The sequence below is a fragment of the Pedobacter sp. SG908 genome (genome assembly GCF_011759615.1).
Taxonomy (GTDB): domain Bacteria; phylum Bacteroidota; class Bacteroidia; order Sphingobacteriales; family Sphingobacteriaceae; genus Pedobacter; species Pedobacter riviphilus.
Genome location: NZ_JAAOYY010000001.1, coordinates 3,319,837 through 3,339,488, shown reverse-complemented (window position 1 = coordinate 3,339,488; position 19,652 = coordinate 3,319,837). Strand labels below are relative to the sequence as shown.

Sequence of the window (19,652 nt, the reverse complement as noted above, 5' to 3'; positions counted from 1 at the left end):
AATATAAATCAACTAACCAACAAACCAATGAACCAATTTTTTACGAAATGTAAACATTTTGAGCTTCTTGGGATTTTCCGGCAGCAAGACAGTCTCTGTTATCCAAGCTTGTCAGATCCCAAAAATTATCCTTCTAAAGAGCAGGGCGGTAAATGGCCCATCTATTATGTGGTAGCACTGGGTGTAAATAACTGCCCGATCGGATTTAGTGCCAACAGGAATGCTTTAAGCCTCAGTTTTTTAGACCTAATCAATTATTGTATGAAAAGAATTTTTTCGACCAGTATTAATCAAATTATAGTAAGCGCATGAAAAAAGAATACCTGATATTTTTCATTGTGATAGTATGGTCACTATCGTACAATGTAGCAAGCGCTTCTCCTGTTGATGGAGCTGAGTACCATTATCATCAGAAATTAATTAAAGGGCAGGTAAAAAACCGTTATGGATATCCTTTAAAAGAAGTAAAGGTGAGCGTAAAAGGCAAATCTGCTAGTGCAATCACTGATGCAAAGGGCTTCTATAGTCTTGAAGCTGATATTGATGATGTACTTATCTTCGAATTAGCCGGGTATGATAAACAGGAGCATCCTGTTAAAGGAAAAAGCATTGATGTATTTCTCCAGAAGAATGGTACGGATGAATTGGTAAACGGCTTATTTGGAACACATCAATCTTCAACATTTTCCGGTTCAATAGCTAAAGTTAAAGGAGAGGATTTGAGTGAAATTCCTGTTCCAAGTATTAGTAATACCCTAAGCGGAAGGCTGAACGGGCTGATTACTTCGCAATCTATCTCAAATGGCAATGACCGCTCTTCCCTTAATCTAAGAGGGCGAACTCCAATAATTATGGTAGATGGAGCAATCAGGGATATGGATGGACTAAGCTTTAATGAAATAGAGAGCATTACTATACTTAAAGACCCAGCTTCACTTGCAGCTATGGGGATGCGCAGTGCTGATGGTGTAGTATTGGTGCAAACCAAACATGGTTTTAACGGAAAGCAGATCATCAGTTTTTCTGCACAAGGAGCAATACAGGAGTCTATAAACCTACCTAAATATCTCGATTCCTATAATTATGCGGTGCTTGCCAATGAAGCATCGGTAAACGATGGACGCCCTCAGATCTACAGTCCCGCAGATTTGGAGGGTTATAAGAACGGTGCCAATCTATATCAGTACCCCAATGTAAACTGGTATGACATCGCACTTAAACCCCGTTATAGTTTCAACCGTTTTAATCTGAGCGTTCAGGGTGGAGGACCCACTGCAAAATATTTTGTTGCATTGGAGAATCAGAATCAGGGAGGGATTTTTAGGGATGGAACGAATAATCTGAATACCAACAATACAGTTAACCATTATAATTTCCGATCCAATGTTGATGTTGATATTGACAAGAATTTAAGCATAGCTTTAGGATTGTCGGGAAAATACGAACAGGTAAACAGTCCTGGTGCGGGAACCGATGCCATACTCGACCAGATTAGGCAAACCCCTTCAAATGCATACCCTGTTTTTAATAAAGACGGTTCGCTATCCGGAAATTCACTTTATGTGAAGAATATTTATGGGCAGTTGTTTCAGACGGGTTATAACAGGGATAACCGACGTACGGTGTTAATTGATGCTAGCCTAAACCGTAAGCTTAATTTCATTACCAGCGGACTTTCTTTAACGGGCTCTATACATTATACATCTTATTATAGCAATATTATATCACGGAGCAGATCTAATTTTGCTGTTTTTCAGCCTGTTATTGATCCTGTTACCCAAGCTGAGAGCTATTTGCAATTTGGTACCAATGCCAGTTATTCCAATGCAAATTCATATGGAAACAGTTTTGCAAGGCGTTTGAATTATGATGCAGGCTTAAAATATAACCGTAGCTTTTCAAATCATAATATTGATGCTTCATTACGCTATATCTGGGATCAGTATGATATTGGTACTGCACTTACCCATGCTTACCAAGGGCTTGTTGCAACTGCCTCGTACAACTACAATGAAAAGATTTTTGCCGATTTTAGCGCAAGTTATCAGGGAACCGAACAATACCCTGCGCATAAAAGATATGGGCTTTTCCCAGCTATTTCTGTAGGTTACGACCTCAGTAAAGAAAACTTTCTGAAAAGTGGCATTTTTGATCAGTTAAAGTTAAAAGCATCAGCCGGTCTGCTCGGTTTTGACAGGGCTTCAAATTTTGCTTATCAGCCTTATTACACTACGGCAAGTAATGCTTATTATTTTGGAAGTACTGCTACCGGAATGGCAGGCTGGAATGAAGCATCTTTAGGTAACCCTTCCATTACCTGGGAAAAAACAAGGGTATTCAGTGCAGGTATTAATACAAGGTTTTTAAAAAACAGTCTAGGGCTAAGCATTGAATATTTCAGGCAACACAACTACGATGTGTTACAGCAAAGAGGCCAGTCAAACCCATTATTGGGAACAACTTATCCATTAGAAAATTTAGGAGTTTATAACTATAGCGGTATTGAGCTGGGATTAGATTACCAAAAAAGGATTGGACAGGTAGATTTAAGCTTGAGTGGGAATCTTCAGGCGCCTAACAGCAAAATAATATTTACCGATGAACTGACGAGAAAATATGCCTATCAGCAACGTACCGGTCAGCGAATCGGACAAGCTTTCGGGCTTGTTGCTTCAGGTCTTTTCCAAAACCAGGCCGAAATTGATCAGAGCCCCAAACAGTTTTCAAGTGTGCTTAAGCCTGGAGATATCCGGTATGTAGACCAGAATGCAGATGGGGTGATCAATGAAGATGATGTTACCGCTATTGGGAAAAAAGGGATGCCCGTTTATTATGCTGGTACTGTTGGCTTGAAATATAAATATTTTGATTTTTCTGCCCTTGTTCAGGGAGTAACCGGAAGGGATGTATATTTTACAGGAAGCAATGCCTGGGAATTTCAGGATAACGGAAATGTTCAGCAATATCACTTAAATCGCTGGACGCCAACAAATACTTCTGCAGATTATCCACGTTTAAGCTTTGGTACTAACACCAACAACCACAGAACTTCTACTTATTGGATCAGGAACGGTAATTACCTGAGGCTTAAAAATGTACAATTGGGTTATACCCTTCCTTCTTCGGTTACACAGAGGATAGGACTCAGTAACTTAAGGCTGTTTACTTCGGCCTTTAACTTGGCTACCATTACAAAACTTAAAGACCTAGATCCAGAGTCGCTCTTCAGCAGTTATCCGCTTTACAAAAGCTATAACATTGGTTTAACCGCTAAATTTTAAACATATGAAATTATACAATATATTAATAGTGGTACTGTTTACCGTGTTTATCTCATCCTGCGAAAAGGATGTGTTTACCCAGCTTCCCGTAGAACGTACCGATCTGAACGACATCTTTAATCCGCAGGATAGAGAAGGCGTACTCATTGATGAATATTTGGCAGGAGTATATGCTCAGTTGCCTAATGGTTTCAATCGTATCGGTAATAATTTACTCGATGCCGGAACAGATGATGCATTGAGCGGAGATATTTCCGTAACTGCAACCGATAAATTTAAGACCGGGCAGTGGGGTTCATCAGACCTGCCGGAAAATCCATGGGCCACCTATTACGGTGCAATAAGGAGAGTTAATATCTTGTTGGCAAATATTGGGAATTCAGGTATTCCAGATGTCAAAAAAGATGCACTCCGTTTTCAGGCAAGGGGGCTACGCACCATTTTTTATTTTGAACTGATAAAACGATGGGGAGGTGTTCCACTAATTGGCGACAAAGTTTTTGTGCTGAACGATAACCTCCAACTGCCCCGAAATACGAGGACAGAATGTGTAGACTATATCCTGGCAGAATGTGAATTCCTGAAAGATAAATTGCCAGCCACATTAACTACAGGTGAGCTGGGCAGGCTTTCAAAAGGTGCCGTGCTGGCACTTAAATCACGTTTGCTGTTGTATGAAGCAAGCCCGTTATACAATCCTTCAAATGATGTATCGAAGTGGCAGGCAGCGGCAAAAGCAGCCGACGACCTGATTAAACTAAACGGTTATTCACTCGAAGCCAATTTTGGAACCATGTTCACTACACGGAGCAATAAAGAATTTATATTGGCTTACCAACAGGCAGACAATACAAATATCGAAAGTTTAAATGAGCCTCCTGGTTATAAAAGAGCAGGGCAGGGAATAACCAATCCGACGCAGAATCTTGTAGATGCCTTTCCGATGGTAAACGGTAAGGCTATTGATGAGGTAGGTTCGGGCTATAGCGCAACAGATCCATATAAAAACCGCGACCCACGCTTTTACTTAACCATATTTCATAATGGTTTTTCATGGCTAGGCAGTCCTGTAGAAACGTTTATTGGCGGTAAGAACAATACGCGGATTGGTATTGGTATGGGTACAAAAACGGGATATTATATGCGAAAGTTTATGACTACCAGTGGTTCTGCGACAGGTTTTTCTAGCGCTACCCATAATTTTCCCATTTTCAGATATGCCGAAATACTCCTCAATTATGCCGAAGCTCAGAATGAAGTATTAGCTGCTCCTGATGCGTCTGTTTACAAAGTAATTAACGACCTCCGGAAAAGAGGTGGCAGCACTGGGGTATTTGCGCAGGGCTCATTGGATAAGGCACAAATGAGAACCATCATCAGAAACGAGCGACGCATTGAGCTGGCATTCGAAGAACACCGTTTCTGGGACATCCGCAGGTGGAAAATTGCAGAAAATGTTTTAAATGGCACCTTAAAAGGAATGAAGATTATTCAAAATGCCGACAAAACGCTAACCTACGATCCTAATGCTGTAGTGCAGTCGGTAACATTCGATGCCGCTAAAATGTATCTGTATCCGATACCTTATGTAGAAATACAGAAAAACAATGCCCTTGTTCAAAATCAGGGCTGGAATTAAGCGAGGCGCATAAATTATTATTTACGATATAATGAAGAAGATATATATAATGCTGGTTTGTACACTGAGTGTACTATTTGGTTTTGCCCAAACCAGAACAATAAATGGCCGGGTAACCGATGGCGCGGGAGGGCTTCCGGGAATAAATGTTAAAGTAGAAGGTACAGCTATTGGAAGTACAACAGATAATAAAGGGCTGTATGTTCTACAGAACGCACCTACTAACGGAACCTTAATATTCAGCGGAGTAGGTTATAGGACAAGAACAGAGAAGCTGCAATCCAAAAATGAATACAATGTACAGATGGAAGAGAATGTGGAAGGATTGAATGATGTTGTGGTAGTTGGTTTTGGAACACAGAAAAAAGCGACAATGACCGGATCGGTTTCGAGTATAAGTGGAAAAGAGATGAAGCAGAGCCCGGTTGCCAACCTTACCAATGCTTTATCTGGTCGTTTGCCGGGCCTTTTTACCCAACAAAATAGCGGACAACCCGGCAAGGATGAGGCAGCAATACAGATTAGGGGTATTAGTACCTACCGCTCAGGAACAGGACCTTTATTGATTGTGGATGGGGTACAGCAGGATAATATTGGTCAGATCGATATGAATGAAGTGGAGAATATTTCTATTTTAAAGGATGCCTCAGCCACTGCAGTTTATGGTATACGTGGCGCAAATGGTGTTATTATTATTACAACCAAGCGTGGCCAAACAGGAGAAGCAAAGGTGTCAATCAGTAACCAGACTGGAATACAGCAATCTACCCGTTTGCCCAAATTATTAGATGCCTATAATTCGTTGTTGTTATTAAAAGAAAGTTATGTTAATGATGGGCAGGCTGCCAATTTTCCTTATACCGATAGCCAACTCGAAGAATTCCGTTTAGGTACAAACCCCTCAGTTTACCCCAATGTAAATTGGTATGATGAAGTAATGCGCCCGCAATCATTGCAGAACCAGTTTAACGCAAACGTTTCTGGCGGTACCGAAAATGTAAAGTATTTTGTTTCTGCCGGAATGATGAACCAGAACGGTTTGTTTAAAGACTTTAAGGAAAGCGAAACCGACAATACCTACTACTTTAAACGTTATAACTTTAGGTCAAACGTAGATATTAAAGTAAATAACAACCTGAATATTGGCCTTGATTTGTCTTCAAGACTGGAAAACATCAATCAGCCGCATCCAAATGAATCAGGTCGTTCTGTTTTTAACCAGTTATTACGCACAGGTTTTGCCCCGTATTCATTCCCGGTTTACAATCCAGACGGCTCGTTTGCTGCACCGCCTCAAAGCAACCAGCACCCTAATATGGTGGCCCAGTTAACGCTGGCGGGTTACGATAGAACTTACAATACGGTACTTACCTCTAATTTAACCGCAACACATAAACTCGATTTTCTATTAAAGGGCTTATCGGCAAAAGGTGCATTTGCTTTTAACAATACCCAGTTTTCAGAAAAAGATCTGTTCAGAAGTGGTTACCCAACGTACAGGTACAATCCAACCAATAATACTTATAGCTTGTTCAATGCTGCCTATCCTGTACTAAGGCCTTATCAGCTGGGTACAGGTAACCTTGCTCCAAGAAATGCTACCAATCTCGAAGCATCTCTTAACTATGCAAACCAGTTCGGAAAACACAATTTAACGGCTTTGGCGCTTTATAACCAGAACACAAGGGTGTATGTAAATAGCAGCGGGGTCCCTGATCCATCCCGTAAAATCAGTTACCTGGGTTGGGTAGGAAGGGCAACTTATAACTATGCAAGTAGGTACCTGGTAGAATTTAACCTCGGTTACACCGGATCTAATCAATTTAACGACAAAAGTAGATATGGCCTTTTCCCGGCAGCTTCGGTGGGCTGGGTGCTCTCTGAAGAATCTTTCATCAAGAAAAATGTCAAATTCTTGGATTACTTTAAGATAAGAGGGTCATATGGAATTGTTGGAAATGATAATGTTGGACTGGATCTAACCACTTATGCTTATTTAAGTACTTATGTGCCAACTGGTACTTATCAGTTCGGTGATTCTAATACCACTTATAACGGATTAGCTGAAGGGAAACTGGGCAATGAAAACCTTACCTGGGAAAAGGAAAGAAAAGCAAATATTGGTTTTGATGCACAATTGTTTAAATCTAAAGTGAACATCACCTTTGATTACTTCGATAATTATAGGTATGATATCATTACCACCAGAACTACTGTAGGCGATATTGTGGGGATTACCCTACCCGAAGTTAATATGGGTAAAGTAAGTAATAAGGGACTGGAGCTGGAGATAGGTTACAGCAACAAAGATGGTAAGCTGGGTTATTTCGTAAAAGGAAACATTGCCATAGCTAAAAATAAAGTTCTGGAACGTGATGAAGAACGTAAAAAATACTCTTGGCTGCAACTTACGGGGCAACCTGTTGGTCAACCATTCGGATGGCAATGGATCGGATTTTATGAAAGCCCTGAAGATATTGCAAATAGCCCGGTTACTGCATTTAAACCACAGGTGGGTGATCTTAAATATGCTGATTTAAATGGCGACGGAATTATAAATGATGATGACAAAGGGCCTATCGGTTATCCGATAGTACCAAACACCAGTTTTGGACTATCAGCAGGGTTAAACTATAAAGGCTTCGATTTTAGCTTTTTGCTTCAGGGCGCTGTAAATAATAGTGTTAGACCTTCAGATGAACTGATTTATGATAATATAGGGAATTTTCAGGAACTCCATCTCGGAAGATGGACGCCCGAAAACGCAGCCAATGCAACCTATCCAAAACTGCACCTGGCAAGTGGTGGAGCCAATAATAGGCCAACAACCTCTACTTTCTGGCTTCGTTCAGGTAATTACCTGCGTTTAAAAAACTTTGAAATTGGCTATCAGCTAACACCATCTATTCTTAAGCGAATAGGGGTAGGAAGCCTTCGTGTTTATGCCAATGGAGCAAATCTGTTTACTTGGGATAGCCTCAAAATCGTCGATCCGGAGTCGCCAAGTGGCAGGGGAGAAAATTATCCACAACAGAAAATTTATAGTCTTGGATTAAACCTTAATTTTTAAGTGTCATGAAATTACTAAAACATATTGCATTAATTATATTGGCCGTAAGTGCGCTGTTCAGCTGTAAAAAGGACGGCGTGTTAACAGGCGATACGCAAACAGATATCTTTGATAAAGATGTATGGACCGATAGCGTGCGCACCATACAGATCTTAACCAGCATATATGCCGATCTGGGCCCTGAGAGTATGACTACCCGCATCAACACCTCAAATTCACTGTCAGAATTTAGTGACGAATCTGATGAGCGTTGGGCAACTACAACCACAACCCCTGCCGGAACTTTTCAAAAAGGGAGCTACAGTGCCAGTTCACTTCCAGATCCCTTTAACAATATCTGGAAGAATACCTATAAATCGATCAGAAAAGCCAACCTGTTCATCAGCAGGGTAGATGAATCGCCATTATCAGCTGCGCTAAAGAAAAGGATGAAAGCAGAAGCCCGTTTTTTGAGGGCATGGTATTACCATTTATTAATGAAACATTATGCGGGGATTCCTTTGATAGACCGGGTACTTACCTTAGATGATGATTTTAACCTTCCACGAAATAGTTACGAAGAATGTGTGAACTATGTGGTTAAGGATCTGGAAGAAGCATCCGCAGATCTTCCAATGGAATACACCGGAACAGAAGGTTATAACCACGGCCGTATTACAAAGGGTGCCTGCTTAGCGCTTAAGGCACGCGTACTGTTATTTGCCGCCAGCCCTTTATTTAATGGAGGTGCTGCCAACTCAAACCCTATTTTTGGATACCCAACAGAAGATAAACAGCGTTGGACAAAGGCTGCGGCAGCAGCCAAAGCAGTTATAGACCTGAATTATTTTAGCCTTTTACAGGGTGATGGTGGGAATAACAGCACTGCCGAGGGTTTCTACAATGTATTTCTGTTGAGAGTAAATAAGGAGATGATCTTTGTAAGACTTGCAGGAAGTAACCGTACTTACGAAAACGCCCATCTGCCATCAAGCAGGGGAGGTGCCTATCATAACTCGCCTAACGGAGACTACGTAGATACTTATCCAATGCGGAACGGGATGCCGATAACTGCACCTGGATCAGGGTATGATCCTCAGAATCCTTATGTAAACCGCGATCCACGATTCTATCGCTCCATTATTTATAACGGTGCCTCTTGGTTAAACCCATCAACCAATACCAAACAACCTGTTCTTACTTATTTTAATGCCCCAAATGATGGCCTTAGCATTCCTTTTGTTACGCCAGGTACACAAACAGGTTATTACAATAGAAAGATGATGAGTGAAGACGTTACGGGTTCAACCGGAGGAACACAGCACTTTTTTCCTTTTTTAAGATACGCTGAAGTATTGCTTAATTATGCAGAAGCTTTAAATGAATCTGGACAAACGGCAGAAGCTTATGAGCCGATGAGACAGATCAGGGAAAGGGCAGGACTTTCACCTGCCGCCCTGCCATCAGGATTAAATCAGGAGCAAATGCGCAAATACATCAGAGATGAAAGGAGAATTGAACTAGCTTTTGAAGATCATCGCTTCTGGGATATCCGCAGGTGGAAAATTGGTGCCAGCACCTATGGCACTCCGATTAAGGGTATGAAAATTATCAGGAATGCAAATGGAAGTTATACATATGAGAAATTTGATCTGCCAAAGCCAGCATCTATATTTATAGAACCAAAAATGAACCTGCTGCCAATCCCTGCAGTTCAGGTAAATATTTCAGATAAGCTTATTCAAAACCCAGGCTGGTAAATCACTTTAGAAGTTTTATGATCGGTGAAATGTAATCAATCCAAGATGAAATACATCCATACCTGAATATCTCGAGAATTTTTACCACACATTAAAAATATCCTAATAAACAATAAATGATCAAATTTCATTAGCCAGGTCATTAAAATCAATCATTAAATGCAGAAACAAATAATTCTATTCCTCTTGGTTCTTTTCGCTTTCGGAAAGGTAAATGCGCAGAAAAAACAGCTGCTGGCAAGTGAGATCATTAGCCAGATGAAAAAGGTTGCCGATTGGCAATGGACAAATTTAGAAACGGCCGGGTGGAAAAACCCGAAAAAAGACTGGACCAGTGGCGCCATGTATGCTGGAATGATGGCATGGGGGCGCCTGGCCGATAACGATAGTTATTATAAAAAGCTGATTCAGGTGGGTGAAGATAACAAGTGGGAAACAGGAAGATACCGATATTTCGCAGACGATTATTGCGTTGGTCAGCTTTATTCGCAGTTATATACCATTTATAAAAGACCCGAATATATCCGGAAGTTTAAAGCCCTGGCCGATACCATTGTTTCTTTACCACATTCAGAAAGCCTGGAATGGAAAAATGGTATTTATACACGAGAGTGGGCCTGGTGCGATGCCTTGTTTATGGGGCCACCGGCACTGGCTTATTTAAGCCAGGCAACCGGAGATGCCAGATACCTGGATAAATCAATCCAATTATGGTGGAAATCTACGGCCTATTTATACGATAAGGATGAACATCTTTTTTACCGCGATAGCCGTTACTTCGACAAAAAGGAAAAAAATGGAACAAAAGTATTCTGGAGCAGGGGGAATGGATGGGTAATGGGAGGCTTAGTGCGCCTCTTATCGGTAACACCCGAAAATCACCCCGAGCGTAAGAAATTAGTGAAATTATTTAAGAGCATGGCTGAGCGGTTAGCGTCGCTGCAACAGGCAGATGGAAGCTGGCATGCCAGTTTGCTCGATCCCGAAAGTTATGCTTCAAAAGAAACCAGCGGTACCGGATTTATCTGTTATGCAATGGCCTGGGGCGTAAATAACGGGCTCATCCCTTACAAAAAATATAATGGGGTAATTTCTAAAGCATGGGATGCGCTTAGCTCTTCTGTTCATCCTGATGGCAAGCTGGGTTTTGTGCAGGCACAAGGCGCAGCACCAGATAAGGTTGGATACGACGATACAGATGTTTACGGTGTTGGCGCTTTTTTATTGGCAGGGAGTGAGCTGTTCCGTTTAAACCTGGCAAATCATGATAGAAACATTATTGCCGAGGCATACAATGGATCTTCAACCAGTAATAATCAGACCATAAAAATCGCATGGCCGCAAATTATAAAAAAGGTTAAAGTAAAAAATCCCGAACAATTAATAGCAAGAAACGCTGCTAGTGGCCAAATTGTGCCTTTAGGTATTAATTATAAAGATGAAAAAATAACCGAGGTATATCTTAATGAGGATTTTACCGCCGGAGCCAGCAAATTTTTCGAAATCAGCATCAAATAAAATGATAAAATTAACCATGAACAATTTTAAATATGCCTTTTTAATAGGTTTTGTATTTTTAACCACAAGTGCAGTTACCCATGCACAAACTGGAAAGAAGAAGAAAGTAAATGCAATAACAAGTGGTGCACAAGACAGGGCATTCTGGGTAAAAACTTTATACAAAATTGCCTATCCCGTTATTCATAATCTGGCCGGCAATACATTGAAAAAAAATATGGCTACCGAGGTGGCGCCACACTACTATAACAATGTAAGGGAGGTGGGGTATACAGAAGCTTTAGGCCGTACTTTTGCTGGTATAGCCCCTTGGTTAAGCCTGTCAGATGATGAGACCGAAGAGGGAAAACTAAGGGCAAAGTTTAAAGCAGAAACCATTCAGGCTTTAAGCAATGCCGTTGATCCATTAAGTGCTGATTATATCAATTTCAGAACAGATGCACAGCCCATTGTAGATGCCGCATATGTAGTACAGGGCTTTTTGCGTGCGCCCAATCTTTGGAAAGCACTAAACGAAACTACCCAAAAAAGGTACATAGCCGAAATTAAATCGTTAAGAAACAGAACTGGCGCTTATAACAACTGGCTCTTATTTACAGCAATAGAAGAAGCATGGCTGTTAAGCGTTGGTGAAGACTATGAACCATACCGCACCATGACCGCCATTAACAAACTAAACGAATGGTACGTTGGAGATGGTTGGTATTCTGATGGCTCGAGCTTCAGTACCGATTATTACAATTCTTATGTTATCCATCCGATGATGATAGACATTCTGAAGGTAATGGTAGCCAAGAAAAAGATGGCCGAGCTACAGTTAACCAAGGCCACTGAGCGGGCTGCACGTTATGCCCAGATTACCGAACGCATGATTTCTTCAACAGGAGAATATCCGCCGCTGGGAAGAAGTGTAACTTACCGTACTGCCGCTTTTCAAACCCTTGGGCAGATTGCGCTGGATGGAAAACTACCTAAAGAATTAAGCCCGGCACAGGTGCGTTGTGCGCTGACCAAAGTATTCGAAAATATGTATGCGGGTAACCAGAATTTTGATGAACAGGGATGGTTGGTTTTAGGATTTAATGGCCACCAGCCAGAAATTGCCGATCCATACACCTGTACAGGCAGCCTTTATATGGCAACATTGGGTTTTTTACCTTTAGGCCTGCCTGCTGATAATGTGTTTTGGACAGCAGCTGCCGCCCCCTGGACCGCTCAAAAAGCCTGGACAGGTAATGCTTTCTTAAAAGATCACTCAGCGGGTAAATAATTAAATGAAAACAAATTCATTTTAATTATATGCAAGCTTGTTTTTGCAATTACCTGTTAAAAGAGGCTGTATTATAAATATAGTTGTCATCTTGAGCCTGTCGATGAACCTGTTTAAATGTTGAGCAAAACTTTAGACTATATGATGCATCGGCAAGCTCAATGTGACAAATTCGATTGGAAATAAAATTTATGATACAGCCTCATTTTTGTCAAATTAAAGGGCAATGAAGAGTAATCCGGTTCACGGTTAAAAAGAACATGCCGTCATCAACGTGCATTTAATACGCTAAGGCTTCATCAACTAATTTCTTCAACTCTATATAATATTCATGTCTGCCTTTGTTATTAAGGTAAAAAGCCATCAAAAAACCAGCAGATTTTTTTTGATTATCAATCCAGGGGAAACTGCCAAATAGGCCCGGGCTGGTTACTGAATTACTTGGCTTGCCGGCTGTACTGTTTTCCATTACCCATTCTCCATAACCATAACCAAAATTCCCTGCCTCAGTAGGTGCGTAAGCTTTGTTAACCTCTGCGTTTACCCGGTTAATTTGCATTTGGTTTACGCTATTTTCTGATAGAATTCTTTTGCCATTAAACAGGCCTTTATTCACAATCATGATGAGGAAATTCATGTAATCGTTTGGTGTACTGCTTGCTCCACCAGCAGGCAATGCAACTTTACCTTTCCCAAAATCGGTATTTTTCATATCTAAAGGCTTAGCAATCCTTTCCGAAAATAAGGTTTCGAAACTTTTGCCGCTAATTTTTTCAATTACTGCCCCAGCTATTTGTAATCCAGTATTGCTGTATCGAAAAACCTTCCCATGTTCGCCCTCCATAGGCAAATCAGCAATCATTTGGATCGCCTCATCCATGCTGTTGGTTTGGCGCATATCGCTTAAACTCTCTTTTAAACCAGGCGATTTTATGCCGGTCATATGTGATAAACATTCGCTAATGGTAATATTCCCTTTGCCCGATTTAGACAACACGGGAAGATATTTTCCAACCGTATCGCTAAGTTTCAGCTTGTGCTCATCAACAAAAGTCATAACCAGAGCAGCGCTGAGCCATTTACTGCAACTGGCAATTTGTTGCCGCGTTGTAGCCGTGTAATCGCTGAAATCGGCAGTGTTACCTTGTCTCTTCGCTAAGATTTTTCCTACCACTTTCTGTTTTGCAGAAAGCTTGCTTACTCCTTTGCTGTAAACAATTTTCCCGTCTTTATAGAGTACCAGGTAAACTCTACCGCCCATCACATCGGCGTGGTCCTGGAGCCAGTTATCGATTTTAGAAAAATTTTGTGCGCTTAAATTTCCGCAATAAAATAAAATCGAAACAATAAAAATCAACTTCTTCATCTGTTTAATTACAATTTCCAATTCTGGGGTTAACAATATTGCCGCACTGAAATTCGTAACGGCTTTGCGCATACTTCGGCACAGGATTATCACTCACTTCCAGTGTTGGCAAGGTTTCATTTTTATAGCCCGGCATGGTTATTTGTTCAGCCGAACCATTTCCTAAAGCAACGTTTTTGGCAGCCTGGTTACCATTAAAACTATAATCCATCATGGCATCGAGCAAACGGTAAATGCCATAATAATCATAGGCATCAAACGCTGTTCGGGTATTTGGCATGGTGTGTTCTGTGTGGTAAGTATAACCTGCAATTGTGGCCGATTTGATGTAGATAAAATCTTTTTCTGCATTTGGAATACTGATGTTTTTGAATACATCTATCGCTAAGCGATGGTCGTTAACAGTATCTTCATCATAAACTTGGGCAATCATTTTTGTATTGGCCGGAAAATTCTGAAGTTGAACGTTGGTAATCTGATAGCTGTACCAAGGTGCCATAGTGAAAAGAAAACGAGCATTTTGTCCCCAGCCATAATCGGTAAAGGCTTTATAAGCAAGGGCAATTGAGGCGCCTCCGCCAAAAGAATGCCCCATAAAACCTACACGGGTTTTATCGATAAGATTTGGATAATCTGTTGCGGCTTTTAAAAATCCTGCCCAAAGTGTGTTATATCTATCATCAATGCTTACTCCAGTTGTTGGGTAAGGGACAAAAACAACTACAAATCCCTTTTTTGCAATGAACTCGAAAAGGCCTCTAGCATAATTTTTATCTTCTCCTCCATAAGGATGTGAATAGAAAATGGTTCCCCTCGGAGTGGTAATTCCTGCAGGGTAAAAGATGGTTACATTGGTTCCGGAATAGGTGGGGTTTGCAAAATTAATCTCTGCAAACTTAAAGTTTCCATCTGCTCCGTAACCGGAAACCGGACGGGAAATAGGACCATCTAAATCATCATCTACCGGTTCGGTTGATGGCGAATCTCCGCCTTTAGAACAACCTGATAAAACGAGTAGTAAAAAGCAAAATCTGAGTAACTTTTTCATGTTAAATTTTATCTTTTAGCTTACCTTTTAACTCTTCTTGAAACTTTTCATACTGCTTATATTGGCTAGCCGTAAACACCTTTTTTAACTCCTCATCTTTAGCTTTCTGTAAAGACATTGCTTGCTTAAACCGGCTTATTTTACTATCGCTGCTTTTTATAATTGGCTCGAACTTTTTAGCATAGTTTAAGTTTATTCCTTCAATTTTACTTTGCTGTTCAGCATTGAGATTGAGTTTGCTTTTCATCATTTCTGTTTGAAATTTAGCACGCTCTTCGGGTGTTTTATTCTTGAAATCATTCTCTTTGTTTTGGGAAAACGCTGAGCTTGAGCCGCATATTAATAACACCGATATAACGGCAAAGCGATTTATAATTTTAGGGACTTTCATGATTGGGTTTCCATTGATTTAAAAATATGAAAATTGCTTAAGATTAGTGATGAACAACCACTACTCTCCTCCTGAAAACAGGTTTTACCACCACAACCGGTGCGGGTTTTACTGCAACAACGCTGGCAACAGGTTTTACAAGTATCGGGCGATGATGCACTATAATTTTTTTGGCCGGTGTATACACAGCTATTTTTCTTTGGGCATTTGCAAGTAATACACTTGAAAATGCAATACCGATAATTAAAATAAATTTTTTCATGATGTGTTTTTTATTAAATAGACGAATTAATTTAGTGCATGTTCTTGCTTTTCGGTTGAAACAGAAAGATGTGGGGTTGAACTGTTATTTAGTGGACTTGAACTTTTCGGTTTAAACCAGTTGATAAAACCTTGAGCCACCAGGCGGAATGGATTATAACTTAAAAAACCCGTAGTTAAGCCGTAACATACTTTTTCTGTTTCAGGTTGATAAGTAGCAAATAGTTTATCCCAGATAATAAATACCCCACCAAAGTTTTTATCGATGTAAATCGGGTTGCTCCCGTGATGAACGCGATGGGATGACGGCGTATCCATCACCTGCTCAATCAGGCCCAATTTTCCAACTGCTTCCGTGTGTAGAAAAAATTGGTAAGAGAGATTAAGCGCATAAGAAATCACAATAAAATCGGTAGGTAAACCAAATAATGCAGCCGGGATAAAAAACAAGGGGCTAACAATTGCAGAAAACCAGTTAAGACGGTATGCTGCGGTTAAATTCATGTGCATGGCCGAATGATGAATTAAATGAAATGCCCAAAGTGGTTTCCAAACATGCGAAATGCGATGAAACCAATAATAAATAAAATCTGCGGTGATAAACGTTAGCCCGAAAACAAAGGCATTATGCGGCAGTTTTATTGGTGCCAGGTTTGCAAAGAAGCCCAGGATCGTTAACTGATAACCTGCGAATATGAATTTTGAAAACTGAAAGCCCGCAAAAATAAGGAGGTTAGCAAAAGTTTCCTTAACATCATAAGCTTCTTTTTCTTTCTTCCAGCTCCAGATAATTTCGGCAACAATTAATACAAAAAGAAATAACAGGATGTAAACGCGATATTGACCAATGTGGTTTTTCATTTTCATTTAAATTAAATTCTGACTTGTTAAGACAGGATAAAGTTGAATAAAAATGAATTTTGCTGTGGCCTAAAAACAGGTGAAGCTGAAAAACAAAGGGGTGAAACAATTTAAGTGTTCATCCATCTTTTAAACTCGGGTACACGGGCTTTGCTAATCAAAATTTGCGTTTCTGCAATTGGTTTTACTTTAACCAACAATCTTCCGTTGAAATAAAATTCAACTTCAGTTATCGCCTGACGATTGATGATAAACTGGCGGTTAGCCCGGAAAAAAGAATCTGGCTCAAGCTGCTGTTCCAGCTGTTCTATGGTAAAATCCATCACGTATTGCCTATCATCCATTGTTCTGGCATAAACAATTTCATTAGCGGTATAAAACCACGAAATTTTAGCCGTTTCTACAGGTATCAATTTATCACGGTAGTGAATAAGAAAAGACTTTTTATAAGATTTAGAGCGGTTTCCAATCTGTGCCAATAAATCTGCAAACACCGGCAATACCTGTGGTTCAACACTACCAATCCATCTTTTGTACTTGTTTACGGCATTGGCAATTTCTTCCTCATCAAAAGGTTTTAAGATGTAGTCGATACCATTATTTTTGAAAGCCGCGATGGCATAATCGTTATATGCGGTTACAAAAATTACAGGCTTATCAATGTTGATCTGTTTAAAGATATCGAATGATAATCCATCGGCAAGTCTGATATCCATAAAAATTAAATCGTAGGTGCTTTCGTTGGCGGTAAACCAGTTAATGGCCTCTTCAACCGAACTTAATGTTGAGACAACATCAATATCATGCGCTATTTCTCCTAATAAATGAATGAGGTTCCTCGCGGTAACAGCTTCATCTTCTATAACAACAGTACGGATGGTCTTCATGCTTTTAAAGGGATTTTTACCAGAAATTCTTTTTGGCTTTTGCTTATCTCGATCTCTTTTTTTACCATAATCTTAAAGCGTTCGTTCAAATTTGCAAGTCCCATTCCGTTGCTGCTTTCAGGCCGCGGAATTTCGTTGAGATTATTGCTAAGAACAAGGAAATCACCATATATATAAAGTTTTACAATTAAGGGTTTTGTAAAAGTTGCAGCATTGTGTTTTACGGCATTTTCTAACAAAGGTTGTAAAGTTAAATGGGGTAATTTATAATTCAATACCTCATCCGGAATATTGATTTCCATTTTAAAAGCATTTTCTAAACGCATGGTAACGAGCTGGGCAAATGCCTTTAACATCTTTAATTCATCATGAAGTGTTACCAGATTATTTTTGGAGGGATTTAAAGCGTAGCGAAAAACGGTAGATAGATCGCGGACATATTTTTGCGCCAGGGCCGGATTCTCCCTTATCACACCCGAGAGGCTACTTAAAGAATTAAACAAAAAATGTGGGTTCATCTGCTCTTTCAAAAGCTCCAGTTCTGTTTGCATATAAGCCACTTTGAGCTGCTCGTTTTCTACTTCCTTGTTTTTTGCAGCACGTACAAGCAAGATAATTTTAATCAGAATACCAGTTAAAATACTACTTAAAAATAACCGCACGAAGTTGCCCACTATGTAAATCCTCGGCAATTGCGCCGATAAAAATAATTTGTTTTGAAGCACACCTCCCAAAAAAACAGCAAAAAGGAATATTAATACATTTAAAACAACATACAGGCCAGTTTTATGTCTTTCACGGTAAATGTAAAGCTTTGAAGATGGGGTCAGGTTTAAATGGAATATTAATCCGCAGAAAAACAGATTGAACAAAAACTGGTACAGCAGTTCAAAGGGATTAAAATGCCAGTATTGCGCAACAATTCCTTTCTCGCGTAACGCCAGCAGCTTCGGTGTATTAACCAATAAGGCTATCAACAGCGAACTGTACCAGGAAATTCGACGCTCATTTTTATCCATCGGTTAAACATATGAAAAAAATACATCAAACTGTTTTTAACCACGGTGAAGCTGACAGATTCAGGGGCCAGTTAACCAAAATATGCTTGTCCTTATTGTGCTCTGCCATGGCAAAGGTTCAGGGTATCGGTCAATATCAATAAGTGAAGTACCATGCCCTTGTTAGTCTAAGGCATAATTCACCATAACGGCCTCTCTAGGGTATCTACAGGAGATGCATTTTTTTTTGAAAATGAGCGGGTGCCGTTCCTGTCCATCGTTTAAAGGCACGTATAAATGCGCTTACTTCATTGTAACCAAGCATGGTCGCTATTTCTTTTATCTGAAGCGAATCATCTTTCAAATACATTAAAGCAAGGTTTTTACGGGCTTCATCAGCCAGCTGCTGAAAATTGATCTCCTCATTTTTTAATTTACGCTGGAGCGTGCGCGGACTGAGATTAAAATTACACGCAATATCTTCGAGGGTAACCATTTTTAGATAGGAGTTAGAGCGTATGTAATTGTAGATACGCTTTTTTAATGCCCGGTCAGTTACATGCGTATTTTGCCAAAGACCTTCTTCCAAAAGCAAAACCTGCTGATGTTCGTGTTTTGATCTTATAATTCTTTCATCCCAATAGGCAATATCAAATGAAATTTGGGTGGTTTTTGCATTTTCCTCCGGCCTGCAGCGCAAAACGCGCTCATATTCACCAGGGTTATCCAGCAATCTGGCGAAGCTGACCGAACTTGGGTACAGTTTCTTAAACAATAATCCGTCAAGCTCGTGTATAACCAGAACCATCAAAAGATCAACGGCTTGTATTTCGGCTGTATGCTGGGCCCAATCCCCGCTGGCCGGTACAAATGTTATCGAAAAATGATGGTCATCCCTAAAAATGCTAAGTTCTATCGATGCCGAGATGATATGGGCCAGGGGAGCAGCATTAGTTAACGCTTCGCCCACTGTTCTGCTTGTTTTTATTATTTCTCCAACAATTCCCAATGCCTGTATCTGTAAAGATTCACCTAAATGAAGACCAAACAAGTTATCTCTACTTATAGCCACGGCATTAAACCAAACATCATCGATCTGTTTAGCCGTAAGTGGCTTTTTTAATACGGTGAGTTCATCTAAGGTGATGTTTGAGGCACGGAGAAGTTTTTCTGCCGATATGTCTCTTTGAACTGCGTAACCAATTAGCCTTAATACGAAATTTTTAACCTGGTCTTCCATAATAGATAAATACGTAAAGCTAAAATATCAATATCGTAGAGAATAAAAATAATTTGGCGGAAAAAGATAATTCAATGTCGTGT

The 19,652-nt window shown here is 40.1% G+C and carries 14 protein-coding genes; 6 read left to right on the top strand and 8 right to left on the bottom strand.

The features are described from left to right. Nucleotides 1-308: 308 nt before the first annotated feature. The 6 genes from FHT21_RS13645 (at nt 309) to FHT21_RS13620 (ending at nt 12,517) form a co-directional block, all read left to right on the top strand. Nucleotides 309-3,281, top strand: coding sequence for a SusC/RagA family TonB-linked outer membrane protein (locus tag FHT21_RS13645; protein ID WP_167295191.1), 2,973 nt, complete (start codon nt 309-311; stop codon nt 3,279-3,281). Nucleotides 3,282-3,285: 4 nt separating this feature from the next. Continuing rightward, nucleotides 3,286-4,920 (top strand): RagB/SusD family nutrient uptake outer membrane protein, encoded by a 1,635-nt coding sequence (locus FHT21_RS13640; protein WP_167295190.1) that lies wholly within the window; start codon nt 3,286-3,288, stop codon nt 4,918-4,920. A 31-nt stretch (nt 4,921-4,951) separates the two neighbouring features. Next, nucleotides 4,952-7,990: a TonB-dependent receptor gene (locus FHT21_RS13635; RefSeq protein ID WP_167295189.1), complete on the top strand. Its 3,039-nt coding sequence runs from the start codon at nt 4,952-4,954 to the stop codon at nt 7,988-7,990. 5 nt (nt 7,991-7,995) lie between these two features. Further along, a complete protein-coding gene (locus FHT21_RS13630) occupies nt 7,996-9,729 on the top strand; it encodes a RagB/SusD family nutrient uptake outer membrane protein (RefSeq protein ID WP_167295188.1) in 1,734 nt (577 codons plus the stop codon). A gap of 159 nt (nt 9,730-9,888) precedes the next feature. Continuing rightward, complete coding sequence (locus tag FHT21_RS13625; protein WP_167295187.1) at nt 9,889-11,247, top strand: glycoside hydrolase family 88 protein; 1,359 nt, start codon at nt 9,889-9,891, stop codon at nt 11,245-11,247. A 16-nt stretch (nt 11,248-11,263) separates the two neighbouring features. Continuing rightward, complete coding sequence (locus tag FHT21_RS13620) at nt 11,264-12,517, top strand: DUF2264 domain-containing protein (RefSeq protein WP_167295186.1); 1,254 nt, start codon at nt 11,264-11,266, stop codon at nt 12,515-12,517. 280 nt (nt 12,518-12,797) lie between these two features. On the opposite strand, the gene FHT21_RS13615 is transcribed toward FHT21_RS13620, so the two are convergent. The 8 genes from FHT21_RS13615 to FHT21_RS13580 form a co-directional block, all read right to left on the bottom strand. Next, nucleotides 12,798-13,883 carry a serine hydrolase domain-containing protein gene (locus FHT21_RS13615; protein ID WP_167295185.1) on the bottom strand — a complete coding sequence of 362 codons (1,086 nt, stop codon included), beginning with the start codon at nt 13,881-13,883 and terminating at the stop codon, nt 12,798-12,800. 4 nt (nt 13,884-13,887) lie between these two features. Next, on the bottom strand, nt 13,888-14,931 hold the full coding sequence (locus FHT21_RS13610; RefSeq protein WP_167295184.1) for an alpha/beta hydrolase: 1,044 nt from the start codon (nt 14,929-14,931) through the stop codon (nt 13,888-13,890). A gap of 1 nt (nt 14,932) precedes the next feature. Next, a complete protein-coding gene (locus FHT21_RS13605) occupies nt 14,933-15,322 on the bottom strand; it encodes a hypothetical protein (protein ID WP_167295183.1) in 390 nt (129 codons plus the stop codon). A 43-nt stretch (nt 15,323-15,365) separates the two neighbouring features. After that, nucleotides 15,366-15,584: a hypothetical protein gene (locus tag FHT21_RS13600; protein ID WP_167295182.1), complete on the bottom strand. Its 219-nt coding sequence runs from the start codon at nt 15,582-15,584 to the stop codon at nt 15,366-15,368. A gap of 26 nt (nt 15,585-15,610) precedes the next feature. Beyond that, entirely contained in the window at nt 15,611-16,444 is an 834-nt protein-coding gene (locus FHT21_RS13595) for a sterol desaturase family protein (protein WP_167295181.1), read from the bottom strand. A gap of 110 nt (nt 16,445-16,554) precedes the next feature. Further along, nucleotides 16,555-17,331: a LytTR family DNA-binding domain-containing protein gene (locus FHT21_RS13590; protein WP_167295180.1), complete on the bottom strand. Its 777-nt coding sequence runs from the start codon at nt 17,329-17,331 to the stop codon at nt 16,555-16,557. Then, nucleotides 17,328-18,350 carry a histidine kinase gene (locus FHT21_RS13585; protein ID WP_167295179.1) on the bottom strand — a complete coding sequence of 341 codons (1,023 nt, stop codon included), beginning with the start codon at nt 18,348-18,350 and terminating at the stop codon, nt 17,328-17,330. The genes FHT21_RS13590 and FHT21_RS13585 overlap by 4 nt, the downstream gene beginning before the upstream one ends. Nucleotides 18,351-18,555: 205 nt before the next feature. Beyond that, nucleotides 18,556-19,569, bottom strand: a complete 1,014-nt coding sequence (locus tag FHT21_RS13580) for an AraC family transcriptional regulator (RefSeq protein ID WP_167295178.1) — start codon at nt 19,567-19,569, stop codon at nt 18,556-18,558. Between the last annotated feature and the right edge of the window lie 83 nt (nt 19,570-19,652).